This window comes from Bacillus mesophilus, assembly GCF_011008845.1.
GTDB classification, from domain to species: domain Bacteria; phylum Bacillota; class Bacilli; order Bacillales; family SA4; genus Bacillus_BS; species Bacillus_BS mesophilus.
In genome coordinates, this window is sequence record NZ_JAAIWM010000003.1 from 323,357 (window position 1) to 340,886 (window position 17,530).

A 17,530-nucleotide genomic window follows, 5' to 3' on the forward strand; every position below is an offset into this window, starting at 1 on the left:
AGGATATTTTTTCAATATCTTTCTGACTTTTTTAAATATTGTTACTTTTTAGTTTAATTAACTTAATACATGCAATAATGACTAGAAAGAAAGAGAGCATACCTATTATACTTCCAAGATAAAAATAAATGGAAAGGATGGTTGCTCCCTTCTTGTAAATGAAAGCGGTAAATATAAATAAGAAGCACAGAATCGCAACTTGAATCATCTTATGTCTACTTGTATTAAGTTTTAATTTAGTTATAAACTCAAACTCTCTGAATGAGATTACGGTAGAAAGGATGGTTAATAGATACAACATCACAATAATCAGATGAAAGACGAAAGGAGATGATTGTTTTTTAATCAATAATAACAAAAGCTCGTTAAGATGCTCCGTTGTTAAATTTTGTGTCATAGCAAAAATGGTCATCGTAGAAAAAGCCAGGATCATGGTCGCAATGATGAGAATACACACAAAAAGCTTGCGTATTCCTGTCCAGGCATCTGAACCACCATACTTCCGAAAAAGGGGGAGTAATAAAAAAAATTTACTGCTAAAGATGAAGATTGCCACAACAAAATAAATGAGGTGATGTTCTTGATTAATATGTAAAACTTTCGGATGGTAGTGTAATAGATTATGATAGACCGTTTCAATTCCTTCCTGTAGATAAATATAGGTAGGTAAGAACTGAGCTAGTACAAAGATCAATGTAATATTTACTACTATGATGAAGTTCAACACTTTTTTAGAAGGATTCAACCCAATCAAAACACTTACCATCACAATAAAATGGAGCAGAAATGAAGTTAGTCTACTCATATGGAAGCCGACTTCAAGGACAATCGTTCCAATGAACATATTTAGAATAAGGATCTCCAAAAGCCATATAAAGAAAATAACACTCCTATATGAATTTAACTTTGGTGTGAGTGAAGGCTCATATTTTAATAATGGCATTAACAGGATAAAGGAAGTTAATAGGGCAGCAACTACAAGTATTCCAGCTAATGCACCATAACGAAAGATAATTTCTCCTGCTAGAAATACGATACTTACTGAGAGCCAGGTACCTATTAAAATCGTTAAACTTAAAGATTTACTTTCTACCATAGTTCGTCTCCTACTAACTTGCTGAATTCCGATACCTTAATGGGGAAAATTGGGTGATCTTCTTAAAAGAAGTACTAAAGTAGTGTTGACTATTAAACCCACATTCCTCTGCTACACGTTGAATTGACCAGTTCTTTTTCTTAAGTAAGAGTTGTTTAGCCATCTCAATTCGGTGCTGTAATAAATAATCAGAAAAAGGAATGCCCACTTCCTCACTGAATAAACGGCTAAAATAATTGGCATTAATGTGAAGTTCTCTAGAAATATCTGATAGCTTTATTGGTTCTTGGTAACGTTCCTGAACAATTTTGATGGCTTGTTGAATAACTTCAGAGTCGATTCCATGTTCTGGATATTTATTAACATATCCATTTAAAACGTTCTTAAATTCACTTTCAATGATGGGCTTTACCAAGTAGTCCAAAGCCTTTAAATACATAGACTGCTTTGCATACTCAAATTCCTGAAAAGCAGAAACAACAATGAAATCCATACTTGGCATAAGTTCCTTCATTTCTGCAGCAATATCAAGACCATTTTTTCCAGATAACATAATATCAATAAAGGCCAGATGATACGTTATTCCTTCCTTTTTCATTTGCTTAATAAATGTTAAAGCTTCTGAGCCATTTCGTTTCTTCTCGATCTGCCATTTAGGAAAGTGATCATGAATTAATAACTCCAATTGGTCAAGCTCAATTGGCTCATCGTCTACTAACAAAACATTCATTTTATCCACTCCTATTATTGAAGATTCTGATAGGTTAATGGCCAGTTAACAATAATGACTCCACCACTATTCTGTTTCGTTACATCTTGAATGGTGATCGATGACTTATTACCAAATAATAACTCAAGCCTTCTTTTTACATTTATTAGTCCTATTCCTGATTCCTTTGATAGAAAAGGATCCCCTTGGAAACCAGGTCCATTATCTTGAACAACCATCTGAATCACATCGTGATCGACAATTTGAATGGTGATTTGGAGAAGAGCATCTCCCTCAATCATTTCAATTCCATGCTTGAAGGAATTTTCAACCAATGTTTGGAGTAAATAAGGTACTGTAAGAGCTTTGTTTACCACTTCATTTACATCCCAAATGACCTCAAGTCGATACCCGAATCGAAGCATTTGAATCTCAAGATAATGCTGGGTGTGCGAAATTTCTTCTTCTAAGAGAATCAATGCGTCCTTTTCTTGATATTTAGAACGAATATACAGAACCATATGTTCAAAGGATTGAGAGAGAATGTCATATTTTTTTAATCGAACTAGTCCATAAAGTGAGTTTAATGAATTAAATAAAAAATGAGGTTGTATTTGTTGATTAAGTTGAATAAATCTACTTTTTTCAAGCTCTTTTTCAAGAGTAATTTGTCGGTTTTCAACGCGTAACAAGTAAGTCTGTTTTTCAAGCATATTATAAAACACTAGCGCTAATAACCCAGCAACAGGTCCGATAATACTAATAAGAAGAATAAGAAAAAAAATCTCATATGATAGCATTTCTTCACCGATTAGTCCGACATTTTATAAGGAGAATTTATTTGATTTAAAAAAGGAGAGTATGTAGTACCTGGATAATAATTAAAGTTTTGGAATTTTCTGTTATAGTGATTTTAGCATGAAAGGAATTGGTAGTAAATAACAATGTTGGTACGAGGGTGGTACGAGGGGACAGGGACCTTGTACCAGTGGTTACTTTTGTCGACATCGCTTCACTCCTTTTCTCATCAAAGTCATAAACGTTGCTACTTAGCTCGATATATAACACTTTTTGATATCCCAGTAATCCTTGAAATCTGTCCCAAGGAAACTCCTTTAATTTCTTTTACCTTAGAAAGAATGACATCTCTTTGGTCCCGGTCCATCTGTTGAAGCATGCTACTACTCTCTATACCTAGAGAAAATAGATAATCCCTTACCTCCAAGTCAGAAAGTTTCACTTCATATTCTAGACATTTATCGGCATTACTTTCTTCCATGTATTCCTTAAACGAATAGATCGCCACCTTACGATCCTCTGATAGCAAACGAAGTCCCCGGTCAATATCTACTATACTGACATGTTGAACATATTCATGAATACTTGTCCACCTACTATCCCAAACGGATTGAACGATCCCCGCCTTTAAAGGATTGTGATGAATATATCGGAGAACCGTCAAAAAGTACCTCTTGTTTTCTACATTTTCACTCTTATAACGTTCCTGAAACAAATGCCCACACCGTTCATACTTCCAATTGTACCAATAGACATAGCTTGAGCAAATTCTCATCATCACTTTGGATATCGATTCTTCACCCTCTTTTAATAAAAGATGAACATGATTATCCATCAAACAATAACCATACAGTTCAAACCCACTAATTCTCTTATACTTTACAAGAATCTCTAGGAACTGATCTTTATCTTCTTCATCCTCAAAAATCACTTGTCTATTAATACCTCTCATAATAATGTGGTAAACCCCACTCCTGCTGGGTTTCCTTGCTTTTCTTGGCAAACATCTATCACCTCCAATTACATCATAAAAAAACAATGCTAGTAATGAGAATCATATAAACTATTGTCCTTGGAATTTGGTTAAGCTTAGGGAAGGATAAAAATATGAAGGAATACTAGAAGATTAAAAGAGTTGAAATTTCGAGGTTAGAATTTCATATTCTACAAAGAATGGGAACATCCCTTCTTTATATTAGCAAAATTTTTCCGTATCTTTACTAATATATAGTAAGACAGGAACCTTAATTTAATCTCACCTTTTAAATTAACTGGAAAAATTATCAAGGTGGTATGAAGTCCCTGTCCCCTCGTAACTCCCTCATAACTATTACATCATTCTCCCAAGAGGCCCCTGTTCATCAATAATATCCTCAATATCATAAACAGATATTGGAAACATCGGAAACCCAAATACATACGGTGTGAGATCATATAACTGAAAATATATAACAAGGACTTTATCTGCAATGTAAAAGTCTTGATCCGGTTGAATTGAAGTGAAGCCGTTAAGGACTGGAATACTGCGCTCCTTTATTTGCTTATCAATTATCGTTGAAAGTCTTTTAACATAATCACTTCCAGGCTTGAATAAGTCTTTCAATGTACAAAGCCTTCCTTTCTGCAGGTCAAATGTTAATGACTTTATATACGTCATACCATGGGCCGCCTGATGGTGATACGTATAATTAGAGAGTGATAAACTGAGAACTTGACGTTGGTTATTTTTTAGTTCATATAACCCAATCATCTCCTCTAGCGTTGTCGGCATATTTCCGATTTGCATATTGATGAGATTCTGGGTTTGATACACAATGGTTCGATTAATCAATATTTCCAAATCTTTATTTTTCATGTTAAAAACTTTCGGATAAAAAACTGTTTTGCTCGGTCCACTGCTTATTTTAGCAGTTTTAATACTTACCGGAAACGTATTGGGCATCATAGTTCATCCTCTGATATTTTTTAGTTCATTGTATTCAGGGATTAGGTATTTGTGCTAGTTTGCTTAAATGATCAGGGTCTAAGTTCAGGCACTTGGTCCCCGTTTATTCTTTTCTAGTACCTATCGGGTGATTATTAGGTCGGAAACAGAGTAACGGTTCTCACGCTTTTTCCGACACCTCTAAAATTCACGCCGCATGTGATAACCATTCTCTCAAGTCCCAGGATTTTGTTTTAAAGTAGGTAAAGGATAAATATCAAGTAATAATAGGAGAGTAAAAGAGTTGAAATTAAGAGGTTTGCATTTATATTCTTCAAGGATTTGGAACATCCCTTCTTTATATTAACAAAAGATTTTTCGTATCTTTACTAATATAAAGAAGGAACTTTAATTTACTCAAACCTGTTGGATCAGCTTACATAATCTTAAGCTGGAACGAAGTCCCTGTCCCCTCGTCCCACCACCTACCAAATCAACAAAGCCACAATAGTAGAAACAACTAACCCCGCCATAACCGGCCAGAAGTTTTTCCGTACAAGGTCCATGACTGGTACCCCACATAGGCCAGCTACAGCTACAAGGGATGACCAGGCTATAATGGTTCCTCCACCTGTCCAGATCGATCCCATTTGACCGATGGCTGCAAGAGTCGATGGGTCAATTTGGTTGGAGGCAAGCGCACCTGATAACGCACCTGTTAATGGTAAGCCCGAAAAACCTGATCCGTCCAAGCCTGTGATAATCCCGATAATGAGTATTCCAAAGGCAGACAGTACGACATTTTCCGGAATAACAGTTTGTGCGGATTGAACGAGATCGAATAGGAAAGCTGGTGCAGCTTGATCTCCTAGTGACAGGATGCTTCCCGCAAAGTCTCCACTTCCTAAGAAGAAGAATCCCGCAATTGGAATAACGGGGCCCATCGCTTTAAAGGCAAATACAAAGCCTTGTGTAATATGTTCACTAATTCGGTCAAGTGCTTGCACTTTGCCGTAAGAAAGTGTGGCAAAACTTAAGAGCAAGACGGCAACTCCACCAATGAAAGCAGCTCCGTCACCACCTTCAAAGCCCCCCATTCTTCCGCCACTTACTTTCGTGTAAATCATGTAGATCATGACACCTAGCATGGAAAGCGGCACCAATACAGCAAACACTTTACTCCACTTCGGTTTTGTAATCTCTTTCCCTTCATGTGTTTCACTTGAACCTTGCAGTGCTTTTAATTCAGTATCGATAATTGGATCATCTGACTTCCTTATATTTTTTCTAATGCCTAAATAGGCGAGCGTTATTGCTGTTACACCCGCAACTAGGGAAAGTACTAATGCTTTATCTGCAACCAACCCCGCATCGATACCTGCTGCTTTCGCACTTAGTCCTGGAGCTACTTGCATCACATAGTCTGATGAAAGTGCCATCCCTTGCCCCGCTAGTGCTACTGCCATTGCAGCACCCATTAATGGTAAACCGGCTCTTACTGCGGCCGGAACTAATAAAGCACATATCAATGGTACCGCTGGTGTCGGCCAGAAAAATAACGAAATAACAAACGTGACCCCAATGAGGACTAAAAAGGCAATATGACCATTCGTCATAACCTTTTGGATAGGAGAAATCATTTGCCGATCTGCCCCTAAATCCCTAAGTGAATTTAGTAATGCGACCATAAAGGTAATAATAAGAAAGATACTAAACAATTCTTTGGCTGCCGTTAAGTTGGCATTAAACACAGAAGTGAATCCACTAATCACACTTCCTTGATATACCCACGCAACTAGGAAGGTTCCTAATAAGGTAGGCAAGACGACTCCCTTTCTAAAAGTCATTGTTAAGATAACAGCCAAAGTGACTAAAGCATACAACCAATGTGCTGCTGTTAACTCCATATATATAATCCTCCTTTTGAGAGTTACTCCCAGGGTAAAATTATCATATGTACAGCAGCCTAATTTGGTGAAATGGTACTCTTTTTTAAAGTTCGCTAATTTATGCAGGTAACAAAAAATAAGAGTGCACCCAATGAACGTCTAACTATTGGGTGCACTTCATAGGACTGTCTCTCTATGGAAAGAAATTAAAACTACTGTTGATAGCCGTTACGCCCTGTACAAGGTCCCTGTCACCTTGACATCAACCGTCTTCATCTTCTATTAAAACAAGGTGATTCTGGACCTTTCCCTGAATTGATAACTGAATATATTATTTACTTAAACTAAAAAAAAGGTGAATCTGATTGCAAATATAGTCTATATCTTTTTCAGGTATGTTAAAAAATAGAGGTAGTCTAATTAACCTCTCACTTTCTTTTGTAGTGTAAACGTCTTTTCCATAAAAAGTGCTGTGCTTTTCACCAGCTTCCGAGTTATGAAGTGGTACATAATGGAAAGCACTTGTGATTTTTCTTTCCTTTAGATATTGAATGAGAGAAGTTCTTTCTTCTACATCTTTAACCTTGATATAAAACATGTGAGCATTATGAGAACATGTTTCAGGTATGTAGGGTAGGACAATTTTATTATTATTTTCAAGCGGCTTCAATAATTTATAGTAGCGATTCCAAGACTTAAGTCTATTTGTATTAATTTCTTCGGAAAGTTCTAATTGTGCAAACAGATAAGCAGCATTCAACTCACTAGGCAAATATGAGGAACCAATGTCCACCCATGTGTATTTATCGACTTGACCCTGTAGAAATCGAGAACGGTTTGTCCCTTTTTCACGAATAATTTCTGCCCGGTCTATAAAAGTTGAATCGTTTATTAATAAAGCACCACCTTCTCCACTTGAGTAATTCTTTGTCTCATGAAAGCTATAACATCCCAAATGCCCAATAGTTCCTAGTGCTCTACCATTGTATAGACTCATGACACCCTGTGCCGCGTCTTCAATGACAAGTAGATTATGTTCTAAAGCAATCTTCATAATTGTGTCCATCTCACATGCAACTCCGGCATAGTGAACTGGAACAATTGCCTTTGTTCTTTCGGTAATTGCTGCTTCAATTAGGGTTTCATCGATATTCATTGTGTCCGGTCGAATATCAACAAATACAATCTTAGCCCCTCTTAACACAAAAGCATTAGCTGTTGAAACAAAGGTATAGGAGGGCATTATAACTTCGTCTCCCTCTTTTAAATCTAGAAGAATTGCGGCCATTTCCAATGCATGGGTACAAGATGTTGTCAATAACACCTTTGGAGAATTAAAGTGCTTTTCTATCCACCTGCTACATTGGTGTGTAAAAGGTCCATCACCTGAAAGTCTTTTTCCTTCTATAACTTGTTTAATATATTCATTTTCACGACCAGTGACGGGAGGAATATTAAAAGGAATCAAGTTGATCACTTCCTTATAATGATTTGCTTGTAACAATTATTCCTAAAACAATAAAGCTTAATCCAATAATTTTATAACTAGAAACCGGCTCTTTAAAAATAAAAATAGACAATATAAATACGAGCACAAATGCGAGACTCATAAAAGGATAGGCGTAGCTTAACTGAAACTTTGTCATTGCTAATATCCAAAAAATTGATGCCACAAAAGCAGAAAGGAATCCAGAAATAATAAATGGATCCAGGAACAACTTAGCTATAAATAAAATTTTTTCGGAGATTTCAACAGGTAGTGCACCATATTTAGTTATTCTCCACTTCAAAACAATCTGTCCATAAACTGTAAAAAAAATGGTTCCAGCAATGTATAAGTACCCCATTTATCTACTCCTCTTGTTTAGTATATTTATGATATACTTCAACAACCTTATTAAATTTAAAGCCAAGGGAAATGTATAAATTAATGACAGGTATGTTGGAAGCTGAAACAGAACTGCTAACATCGTGATATCCATCTTGAAACATTTGCTCAATGGCAGTGGCCCAGAAGTATTTTGCTAATCCTTTTCCTCGGAATTTTTCATCTAATGCATGAAGTAAAATTTTATTGTTGTCAGAGCAAAAGAAGCCCGCTATTTCATCATTAAACATTAATGCAATCGCTTTTCCACTTGAGTGTAGTTGCTCAAGCCAAGACGCATATCTTTGATCACCTAATGAACTAGATAGAAAGAAATCTTTGTGGAATCGTCCATGTTCAAACGTCCCACCCATACATATCTCCATTAACTTATTAAGCGGCGGCTTATAATTCAACTTTACATGTTCATTATAATGGAATACAAAATGGTCCCTTTTGCAAAAGGGTTCTAAAAGAGTATCCGCATAGTAAAAATCATGTTTATGAAGAAGCCTTTTATCAACCATTGGATCAACTTTAAGAGTAAAATGACCATGATAGTCCTTGATTTGATTTAGGGTTTCTTCACTATAACGCTGTACCTCATAGGTTGGCATTCCAAAAACCTTTTTGTCCCAAGGGGTTTCTATAATATAGTTTGATTTATTCATTATTTTTCACCATTCTGAACGGTATTGTTACTATTTTGATGTACATCTTTAGTAGATTTAATTGTGTCTTTAACAATGTAGATGGGACGTTTTTTCACTTCATCAAAGGCCTTTCCAAGATATATTCCAATAATACCTAGCACAAAGATGATTAACCCCGACAAAAACCAAATTGATACAATCAAACTTGGCCAACCTTGAATTGCTTTTATACCCATTAAATCTCTTATGACAATATACAAAGCGTATATAAAGGAAAAAAACGAAATCATAAATCCTGCTCCAACAGTAAGTCGAAGTGGTTTATCAGAAAAGGCTATCATTACATTAAAAGCAAGTTTTAATAATTTTTTTAGGGAATATGACGAATTCCCCTCTATTCTCAGACTATGTTGAATATCAATGGTAGTAGATTTAAAACCGACCCATTTAACCATAGTAGGAAAAAAGCGTAAATTCTCACGCATGCTCAGCAATGCAGATATTACCTTCGTATGGTAAATTCCAAAATTCGCCACTGTTCCATCTTGTTCTGTTTCGGTTAAGTAACTAAACACTTTATAAAATAATTTGGATGACAACTTTTTGAAAATAGTATCGTTTCGATTTGCCCTTCTTCCTAAAACAATATCAAACCCTTCTTTTGCCTGAGTGTATAGTTTTTCAATTTCTTCTGGCTGATCTTGTAAATCACAGTCCATTACAACAATCCAGTCCCCACTCGAATAATCAAGTCCTGCTGTTATTGCATAATGTTGTCCAAAATTTCTTGAAAGGTTTATACCCACAACTCTATCATCTTTTTTGACAAGTTGTTCAATCTTATCCCAAGAGTGATCGGGGCTAGCATCATTTACGAAGATCATCTCAAAATCTGTAGTAATTTGCTTTAAAGAGTCGGTTAACCTTCGATGTAACTCCTCTAAACATGATACACATCCATAGACTGGTACTACGACAGAAATTCGTTCATTATTTTTCATTTCTTAAATACCACTCCACTGTTTTGTATATTCCAGTTTCAAAATTCTCTTCTGCTGTCCATCCAATTTGCTTTTCTATTTTTGTTGCATCTATTGCATACCGACGATCATGGCCAGGACGGTCATTTACAAACCGAATCAAGTCTTTAAAACTTGAGTATGAGGAGTTGACTAATTTCTCAGGAATCATTTCATCTAATATAGAACATATTTTATTTACTATATAGATATTTTCCTTTTCATTTCTACCACCAATATTATATGTTTCTCCTGCGGTTCCCTTATGAAAGGCAAGGTCAATGCCAATACAATGATCTCTTACATATAGCCAATCTCTAACGTTTTTACCATCACCGTATACAGGAATATATTCTAGGTTCCTAGCTCTTCTAATAATAGTAGGTATTAGTTTCTCTTTGTGCTGTTTAGGCCCGTAATTATTAGAACAATTAGTAGTAACCACATTTAATCCATATGTATGATAATAGCTTCTTACCAGGAAATCCGAACTTGCCTTACTCGCACTATAAGGACTATTAGGCGCATAAGGTGTTTCCTCTGTAAATAGACCCGTTTCCCCTAAGGTACCATAAACTTCATCTGTTGAAATATGATGGAATCTGCTTGAAGCATATTCAAGTTTATATTCACCTTGTGTGTCCATCCAGTAATTCTTTACGGCATTAAGTAGTGTAAATGTCCCATTCACATTGGTTTTAATAAACACTTCTGGTCCAGAAATCGAATTATCCACATGGGATTCAGCAGCAAAATGTATCACATCGGTAACGTTATATTTAAAAAGAATCTCTCTTATTAACTCACGATCACAGATATCTCCCTTAATAAAGTAATAGTTGGGGTTTTCCTCAACTTCCTTGAGATTGTGCAGATTTCCTGCATACGTAAGAGAATCTAAATTAATGATTTGATAATTAGTGTATTTCTCAAGCATATATATAATGAAATTAGATCCTATAAATCCGGCTCCACCTGTAACAAGTATTGTTTTTCTCATTTTGTTATTAATTCATTCCTTATACTATTTTCAATTTCATGTCCAAAAGAATAAAAATCCCTTGAGGCAATATCTACTAAATACTTACCATATTCGTTTTTAAGCAATGGTTCAGCTAATTTCAACAATTGCTGCTTTGATATATAGCCCATATAATAGGAAATCTCCTCAAGGCAGGCAACTTTAAAGCCTTGTCGATTTTCTATTGTTTGAATAAAATGTGATGCTTCTAATAGTGATTCATGTGTTCCGGTATCAAGCCAAGCAAAGCCACGGCCTAACAGTTCCACGTTTAATTGTCCCATTTCTAAATAAGCCTTATTTATATCAGTTATTTCAAGTTCACCCCGTTCAGAGGGGGAAATCCTTTTCGCAATTTCAACTACCTTAGTATCATAGCAGTATAAACCTGTAACAGCATAATTTGATTTTGGATGCTCAGGCTTTTCTTCGATAGATTTAGCTTTTTGATTTTCATCAAATTCTACCACACCAAAGCGCTCGGGATCTTTAACCCTGTATCCGAAAATCGTTGCTCCTTGAGTACGCTGAGCTACTTTCCTTAATAGTGTTGTAAATCCATGACCATAGAAAATATTATCCCCTAATATGAGTGCAACACTATCCATTCCTATGAATTTTTCTCCAATAATGAATGCCTCAGCAAGTCCATTAGGATGGGATTGTATCGCATAAGAAAGTTGAAGTCCGATATCTTCACCACTACCAAGTAGTTGCTCAAATTTATGAGTGTCTTCCGGGGTTGAAATGATTAATATTTCTTGAATCCCTGCTAACATTAAGATTGATAAGGGATAATAAATCATTGGTTTATCATAAACAGGAAGCAACTGTTTAGAAATGCTTTTTGTAATAGGATAGAGGCGGGTACCACTTCCGCCTGCTAGAATAATCCCCTTCATTTTATCTACTCCCAACATCATTTCTAAAATTAAATTTTATTTATTTTCGATAAGAACATCGTAATATTGATTTGAATGGATAATGTTATATTGGTTATTAATAAACTGATTTAACACATTATCTTTTTGATAAGTAATAGGAAGGAAGTCCTCCGCAATCATAAACTTCATTCTAAAAACTACTTCAGGCTTGGGGTAATCATAAAAATAATCAGAGTATACGGAAAAGTCTTTCGTATAGGTGAACACCCAAAGTGTATTCCCCGCAGGTTTTGAAGTGCTAAATAAATAACCCCCAGGAATATGACTGTAGAAGAATATACTTTTGTGTTTGGAAAAAGAAAGAATATCTGTACTAAATGTTTGTAAGAAATCCCTTTTTTCTTTGGTTGTGTATAAACCTTTATAAGGGCCAAATTCTACTTTAGCTGTTAGCTCCTTTATAGGTTCATCTCTATAAACACTATTCTGCATAAAGATTAATAAAACAATTATTATAGATGGTAATAGGATAGAGAGCCATTGTTTTGATTGAATAGCAGTCTTCCTATTATGAATGAGATGGACGATAATATACGACAACGCTAGACTGGCAGGGAAAAATCCTAGTCCTGCTGCGTAAAAACCATTGCTGCTGGACCAAATAAAGGTTAGACCAGCAAATAAAGAAGGAATGAATATTAGAATAAACAACTTTCTGACTACTTTATCTCTAAAATGCAACAAAAATAGTAATGGAAAAAAGACGATATAATTATTAATAAACTTTAGTGATTGTTGAATATCTAATTTGGCCGAATAATCATATGCTAGAATAGGCAAAAGCAGTAAAGACCAACTGTAAAGATCACTCTTTTTATAGTTAAGAAAAGTAACTAAAATAACAACTAATAATGCCAGTATTTTATTAGGAAATAAACTATACCAATTTAATAATTCATTAAAAATCTTCTGGAGGTCTCCACCTTGAGCCCCAACATAATTAATGTTTTGAATAAAGTAGGAAATATCTTCGATACCAGACTTAACTAAAACAAGAAAAATAGGAGAAGCAGCTAACATACTCCCAAGCAGAAAAAGAAACCATCTTTTTAGTGAATCAGTCTTTATTAAAGTGGTAAAAAGTAATATAGAATACATCAAATATGGAATAATGATGGTTGGGTATGAAATTACCGAAAAACCAAATGTTATTCCTGCTATAAAAAATATAGTGTTCTTTCTATTGTTTAGGCTTAAAGAATAATAGACAAGAAAGAGGCTTACTGTGAAAAGGCCGTATCCTAAGGTGTTATAGGAGAGTGCAGGGATATTGTTTGGTATAAAAACTAAACAAGAAAATGCAATTAGAAAAGCTGAATAGTAAGGAATGCCCCTTTTTAATACAATAAAAATAACTATTGAAACCATTATGAAGAAAACAAAGAAAAGAAATCGATTAAATAAGATTACACTATCTGTTCCATCGTTTAGTATAAAAAACATCTTAAAAATAGGATACAAAAGAAAACTAGGAAACTGCAGTATATTTAGCTCACCAGTAAAGGGAGCTTTTCCTAGATAAAATTCATAAGGTATACCACTATAAAAAGCTTCGTCTGTAAGGTCAACACCATAATATAATCTTTTGAATGTAATATATATAGTAAAGCAAAGGATAGATATGGATGTTGTTTTTACCCAGAACAGACTATTACGATATTTATCCACTTAAGTTAGTCCTTTCAAATATTGTGTGCCAAATTTTTTCATGGAAATACAGTTTATTAATTACATGATCAGAATCAATGTTAACTCATTCTCATTGTTAACCAATTAAATACATTGGTATTATCCTCATTAAACGTATTTTTTACAATACCTTTTTGATTTTATTTGTAATTTTATTTTAAAATAAGGATGTAACTTAGATTTTGTCACACTTTTTACAAATAAGGCCATTTTGTTTAATCTTAATCTAAAGTAGGCTCTATGCTTTAAGAACCACACCTCTACTGATGCCTGTAATTCTGGAGATTTGTCTTGTGGATAATCCTTGTTCTATTAAGGTTTCCAAGTGATCATTCCCCTGGGGTTCAAGTAATAATAAAAAGAAAATGGAATTAATCAGTTCTAACCAAAATGTGATGAGTTCGTTATTAACTGCTATAATAATAATCATTTTGACTTCTTGGACAAAGTCCCTTGTCCCGATTGTTGAAAAGTCGCTATAATGTCAACCCCCTTTTCAACTCTGTCTTCCTTGATTCAAGTGTTAATCAACATGGGAGGAATTTGAGGCTGCATTAGAACACAAACCTAAGAAAACGTCTAAAGGTAGACAAAAAATACCCAAAAAGACAAAGATATTAAACTATGGATCCGTAGCCCTATTCGCTGAGAAAAAGAAAAAACGCATCAAGAGAAAAATTAAGTAAGAACAATATACAAAAATCGGGAACAAAAGACACCCATATTATGGTTGTCGTTTTTGTTCCCAGAGGAAAAAAGCGTAAAAATTTTACTTATTTACAAGTTATTTTACAGTTATGCAAAGCTAGTGAATCAAAGTCCCTATCCCCTCATACCACTCTATATAGACACCTTTCTTGTCTTATTTAGCTTTCCCAATGCTTCGATACTATCCTAGCTCAGGAATCTCGGCCTCCTGAACCTCGAAAAAAGAATTTCCCATCCGGCCTGTTTCTAGGCGTAATGTTCATAATAAAATAGCCAATAATTAAAATTAAAATTACGAGAGAATAAAGAAAGGTATTCATCGGATTATAATGGTCCACTATAATCAATCGTACCATGGCCGTAATCCCAATATACAAGAAATAGCGCATTGGAAAATGGTAGTCTTCCTTAAAATACTTTACGATCATAGCAATAAACTCAAAATACAAAAAGAAAACGAGTATATGCTCTAAAAAGAGGCGATAATCCTTACTATCAGAAAACAGTACCCCTACAATAATAATGAGCTCTTTGATTAATAATAAAGAGAGAATAATAGCTAATGATATTAAAGATACATTCAAAATCAATTGAAAAAATTTAGGAATCAATCTTAATCCCTTGGTATAAAGGTCCATCAAATACATCCTTCCTATAGTTAGAAAAAACAACCCTTTACTGGCTTATGATAATTAACATCCAATTATAGTTATGTATGTTTCAAAGGTCAATACCTAACGACCGTCCCCCCTTGCTTCCTTGGCTTTCGAATCGCCATTTCGGCTGGAACTAAGTCCCTGTCCCCTCGTACCTAGTCCCAGGAAGCTTCTCTTAATCCATTATATTAGGTGTTAATGTATTACACACGGTTACCACCTTAGTTTGATCATACGGTTGAAGCGACACCTTACCTAAAACTTCATCCTTCTCCATATCATGATCAATATTACAAACTGCTAGTGGTTGATACTCCTTGTTTTCATCTATCAATACATAATAGTCAAATGCATTAATTCCAATGGAATCCATGAGGTGTACCATCTTTTCAAAGGCTTCGTTAGTTTCTTTTTGAGTTGTAAAGGAAGTCGATGCAACAAACAATTGATGATATTTTCCGTATGGACTCTCAACATGTATATCAAATTCATGGATCGGTATAACAAACTTCCCTAAAGTTTCAACTTCCTCTATCCCATAGGATAAGAGTTCTTTTTGAATCGGTGACCATTTTGAGGGATCTTCATTATATTTTTGGGCTAATTCATAAAGGTTTTCTTCTTTTTCTTTTGCTCTTCCCGGTATATCTTTGTTAAATTCAAGTTCTCGTTTTATATATTCCCATTCCCTATTCGTAGGGGCTATTTCCTTATTATTAACAGACAGCGTAACCTCTTTTACAACATCATCTTGGAATGTAAAGAAGAGAGACCCTACTCTCATACCTGATAAATAAACTTCTCCATCCAAATTAGCAGTTAATCTTTGAACTTCTCGGTCCCACTGTGAAGATGTAATTGGTAATTCGTATGTATTCTCCATATAAGATGTTGCAATTTTATTATAGTGATTCGTTATTTTCTGTAGCTCTTCTACTTCTTCTATTCTTTTCTTCTCAATTTTTTTATCCATTTGACCTTCTAATACGTATAACCCTATAAGTACCAACACGCTTAATAAGATTGAAACGAAGACACCCGAAGCATTTTTCTCTTCAATAAAATGTCCTATAAAGGATCCCGCTATACTAAGTAATAAGGCAAATATAAACACATAGTATAAAGAACCATACCATAGATCTTCTCCACCTGGAATTTTACCGTGCTCTACATACCCTTTCATCACGACGTATCCTATAGAGGCGAACGGACCTAAAAAAATCCCGCTACACACTATTCCCCATTTTACCTTCCGGTTAATAAATAGAATAATAGCTGGAATGATCCAAAAAATACAGATTCCTCCAAAAAACCATCCTAGCCCCCATAACAAGGCGAATACATCTTCCACCTTATCCCCTCCTTTATTATTAACGTTTGATAAAGTATTCTGTACTCTTGTGAACTATTGACCATAAAGAAAAAAGCAGGCTAGGCCCGCTCTTTAAAATGGAGACAACGTCATAGCGACTTTTTTAAGGAAATACCTATCCTTGGTGTCCACTGTGGTAGTTTAAGTAGATTATTGTTCGTTCTATATAATAAAAATCGTAAAACCCAATGGAGATTTACCAAAAAAGTTTAAAAATTAACTAGTGAAGAATCGTCCATATTCCTTAATCTCATCGCTTCTTCCAGCGAACAATTAATAGGTGGTACGAGGTCCCTGTCCCTTCGTAACGCGAGGTCCCTGTCCCCTCGTACCTCTTAGTTTGGCTTCCCATTAACCCACAACCCAGAGAAAGTCGACCCATTCGAATATTTCATTGTCCCTACTCCATGTGGTTGTCCATCACTCAGGCTTCCTTCATATACCGCACCATCAGAAAACATAAGTTTCCCCTGTCCAGTAATCTTACCTTCTGTGAAATCACCTGTATAAATATTACCATTAACCCATTCTATCGTTCCTTTTCCATGAGCTAGACCATTTTCAAATTCACCATTATATGTTGTACCGTCTGGCCATTCATAATAACCTGGTTCATTTGAAGATGAGCTTTCAATAGTAGCTCTATCTATCATGTTATGAACTAGATTTGTATCATTTGGGGTTAATAGATAAACAGCAAAAAGGACAATCCCTATTAATAACATCACCTGTTTAGGGTTCAGGTTTATCTTAGTTGATTTACTCGATACCCTCTTTGTTTCATATTCAGTACTAAACAAAATACGAGTGCAGTTTTTACATGTATTACTAAGTGGTTCATTATGTGTATGGCAAAAAGGACAAATATAGTAATGGTCCACCTTTCTACTTTTATTGCTGGATATTGCAGAAGGAGTTTGGTTTGCTTTTCTTTTCATATTTACCTTTCGATTTAAGTGATTGCTTAAATTCCCATAGCAAATACCACATAAAGTTACCTTTTGAAATCTTATATTCTCTTCTTCTGGATGGAGAATTTTAAATGCAGAAAATTCGCTTTCTGTTATTAGATTATTATTTTTATCTAAAAACATATAACTAGCCATACTTTCAAAACCCTTGCAATAGAAACACTTCATCAGTTTTCCCAGTCCTTTTACCAATAGTGGATGCCCATAACATTAT

Annotated in this window: 16 protein-coding genes; all 16 read right to left on the reverse strand. The window is 34.9% G+C overall.

Translation table 11 applies throughout. The annotated features are described in order from the left end of the window. Nucleotides 1-31: 31 nt before the first annotated feature. Nucleotides 32-1,096, reverse strand: a complete 1,065-nt coding sequence (locus tag G4D63_RS11535; protein ID WP_163179789.1) for a hypothetical protein — start codon at nt 1,094-1,096, stop codon at nt 32-34. Nucleotides 1,097-1,109: 13 nt separating this feature from the next. Continuing rightward, nucleotides 1,110-1,826 (reverse strand): response regulator transcription factor, encoded by a 717-nt coding sequence (locus G4D63_RS11540; protein WP_163179790.1) that lies wholly within the window; start codon nt 1,824-1,826, stop codon nt 1,110-1,112. Between the two features lie 14 nt (nt 1,827-1,840). After that, nucleotides 1,841-2,605, reverse strand: coding sequence for a sensor histidine kinase (locus G4D63_RS11545; protein ID WP_163179791.1), 765 nt, complete (start codon nt 2,603-2,605; stop codon nt 1,841-1,843). 245 nt (nt 2,606-2,850) lie between these two features. Continuing rightward, nucleotides 2,851-3,642 (reverse strand): transposase, encoded by a 792-nt coding sequence (locus G4D63_RS11550; RefSeq protein ID WP_338023939.1) that lies wholly within the window; start codon nt 3,640-3,642, stop codon nt 2,851-2,853. 291 nt (nt 3,643-3,933) lie between these two features. Continuing rightward, nucleotides 3,934-4,545, reverse strand: coding sequence for a DUF3298 and DUF4163 domain-containing protein (locus G4D63_RS11555; protein ID WP_163179918.1), 612 nt, complete (start codon nt 4,543-4,545; stop codon nt 3,934-3,936). Between the two features lie 467 nt (nt 4,546-5,012). Beyond that, nucleotides 5,013-6,434, reverse strand: coding sequence for a hypothetical protein (locus G4D63_RS11560; RefSeq protein WP_163179793.1), 1,422 nt, complete (start codon nt 6,432-6,434; stop codon nt 5,013-5,015). A gap of 313 nt (nt 6,435-6,747) precedes the next feature. Beyond that, on the reverse strand, nt 6,748-7,884 hold the full coding sequence (gene rffA, locus G4D63_RS11565; protein WP_163179794.1) for a dTDP-4-amino-4,6-dideoxygalactose transaminase: 1,137 nt from the start codon (nt 7,882-7,884) through the stop codon (nt 6,748-6,750). Between the two features lie 13 nt (nt 7,885-7,897). Continuing rightward, the gene (locus G4D63_RS11570; protein WP_163179795.1) at nt 7,898-8,263 is read right to left on the reverse strand and encodes an EamA family transporter; all 366 of its coding nucleotides are present in this window, start codon (nt 8,261-8,263) and stop codon (nt 7,898-7,900) included. Nucleotides 8,264-8,267: 4 nt separating this feature from the next. Beyond that, entirely contained in the window at nt 8,268-8,954 is a 687-nt protein-coding gene (locus G4D63_RS11575; protein ID WP_163179796.1) for a GNAT family N-acetyltransferase, read from the reverse strand. Then, nucleotides 8,954-9,937, reverse strand: a complete 984-nt coding sequence (locus G4D63_RS11580; RefSeq protein ID WP_163179797.1) for a glycosyltransferase — start codon at nt 9,935-9,937, stop codon at nt 8,954-8,956. The genes G4D63_RS11575 and G4D63_RS11580 overlap by 1 nt, the downstream gene beginning before the upstream one ends. Next, the gene (gene rfbB, locus G4D63_RS11585) at nt 9,927-10,955 is read right to left on the reverse strand and encodes a dTDP-glucose 4,6-dehydratase (RefSeq protein WP_163179798.1); all 1,029 of its coding nucleotides are present in this window, start codon (nt 10,953-10,955) and stop codon (nt 9,927-9,929) included. The genes G4D63_RS11580 and rfbB overlap by 11 nt, the downstream gene beginning before the upstream one ends. Next, nucleotides 10,952-11,878, reverse strand: a complete 927-nt coding sequence (gene rfbA / locus G4D63_RS11590) for a glucose-1-phosphate thymidylyltransferase RfbA (RefSeq protein WP_163179799.1) — start codon at nt 11,876-11,878, stop codon at nt 10,952-10,954. Before rfbA ends, rfbB begins: the two co-directional genes overlap by 4 nt. Nucleotides 11,879-11,914: 36 nt before the next feature. Then, nucleotides 11,915-12,940, reverse strand: coding sequence for a hypothetical protein (locus tag G4D63_RS11595; RefSeq protein ID WP_163179800.1), 1,026 nt, complete (start codon nt 12,938-12,940; stop codon nt 11,915-11,917). Nucleotides 12,941-14,508: 1,568 nt separating this feature from the next. Continuing rightward, nucleotides 14,509-14,955 carry a phosphate-starvation-inducible protein PsiE gene (psiE, locus tag G4D63_RS11600; RefSeq protein WP_163179801.1) on the reverse strand — a complete coding sequence of 149 codons (447 nt, stop codon included), beginning with the start codon at nt 14,953-14,955 and terminating at the stop codon, nt 14,509-14,511. A gap of 193 nt (nt 14,956-15,148) precedes the next feature. Continuing rightward, nucleotides 15,149-16,324, reverse strand: coding sequence for a UbiA family prenyltransferase (locus G4D63_RS11605; protein ID WP_163179802.1), 1,176 nt, complete (start codon nt 16,322-16,324; stop codon nt 15,149-15,151). Between the two features lie 356 nt (nt 16,325-16,680). Continuing rightward, complete coding sequence (locus G4D63_RS11610; RefSeq protein WP_163179803.1) at nt 16,681-17,451, reverse strand: MORN repeat-containing protein; 771 nt, start codon at nt 17,449-17,451, stop codon at nt 16,681-16,683. Nucleotides 17,452-17,530: the final 79 nt, after the last annotated feature.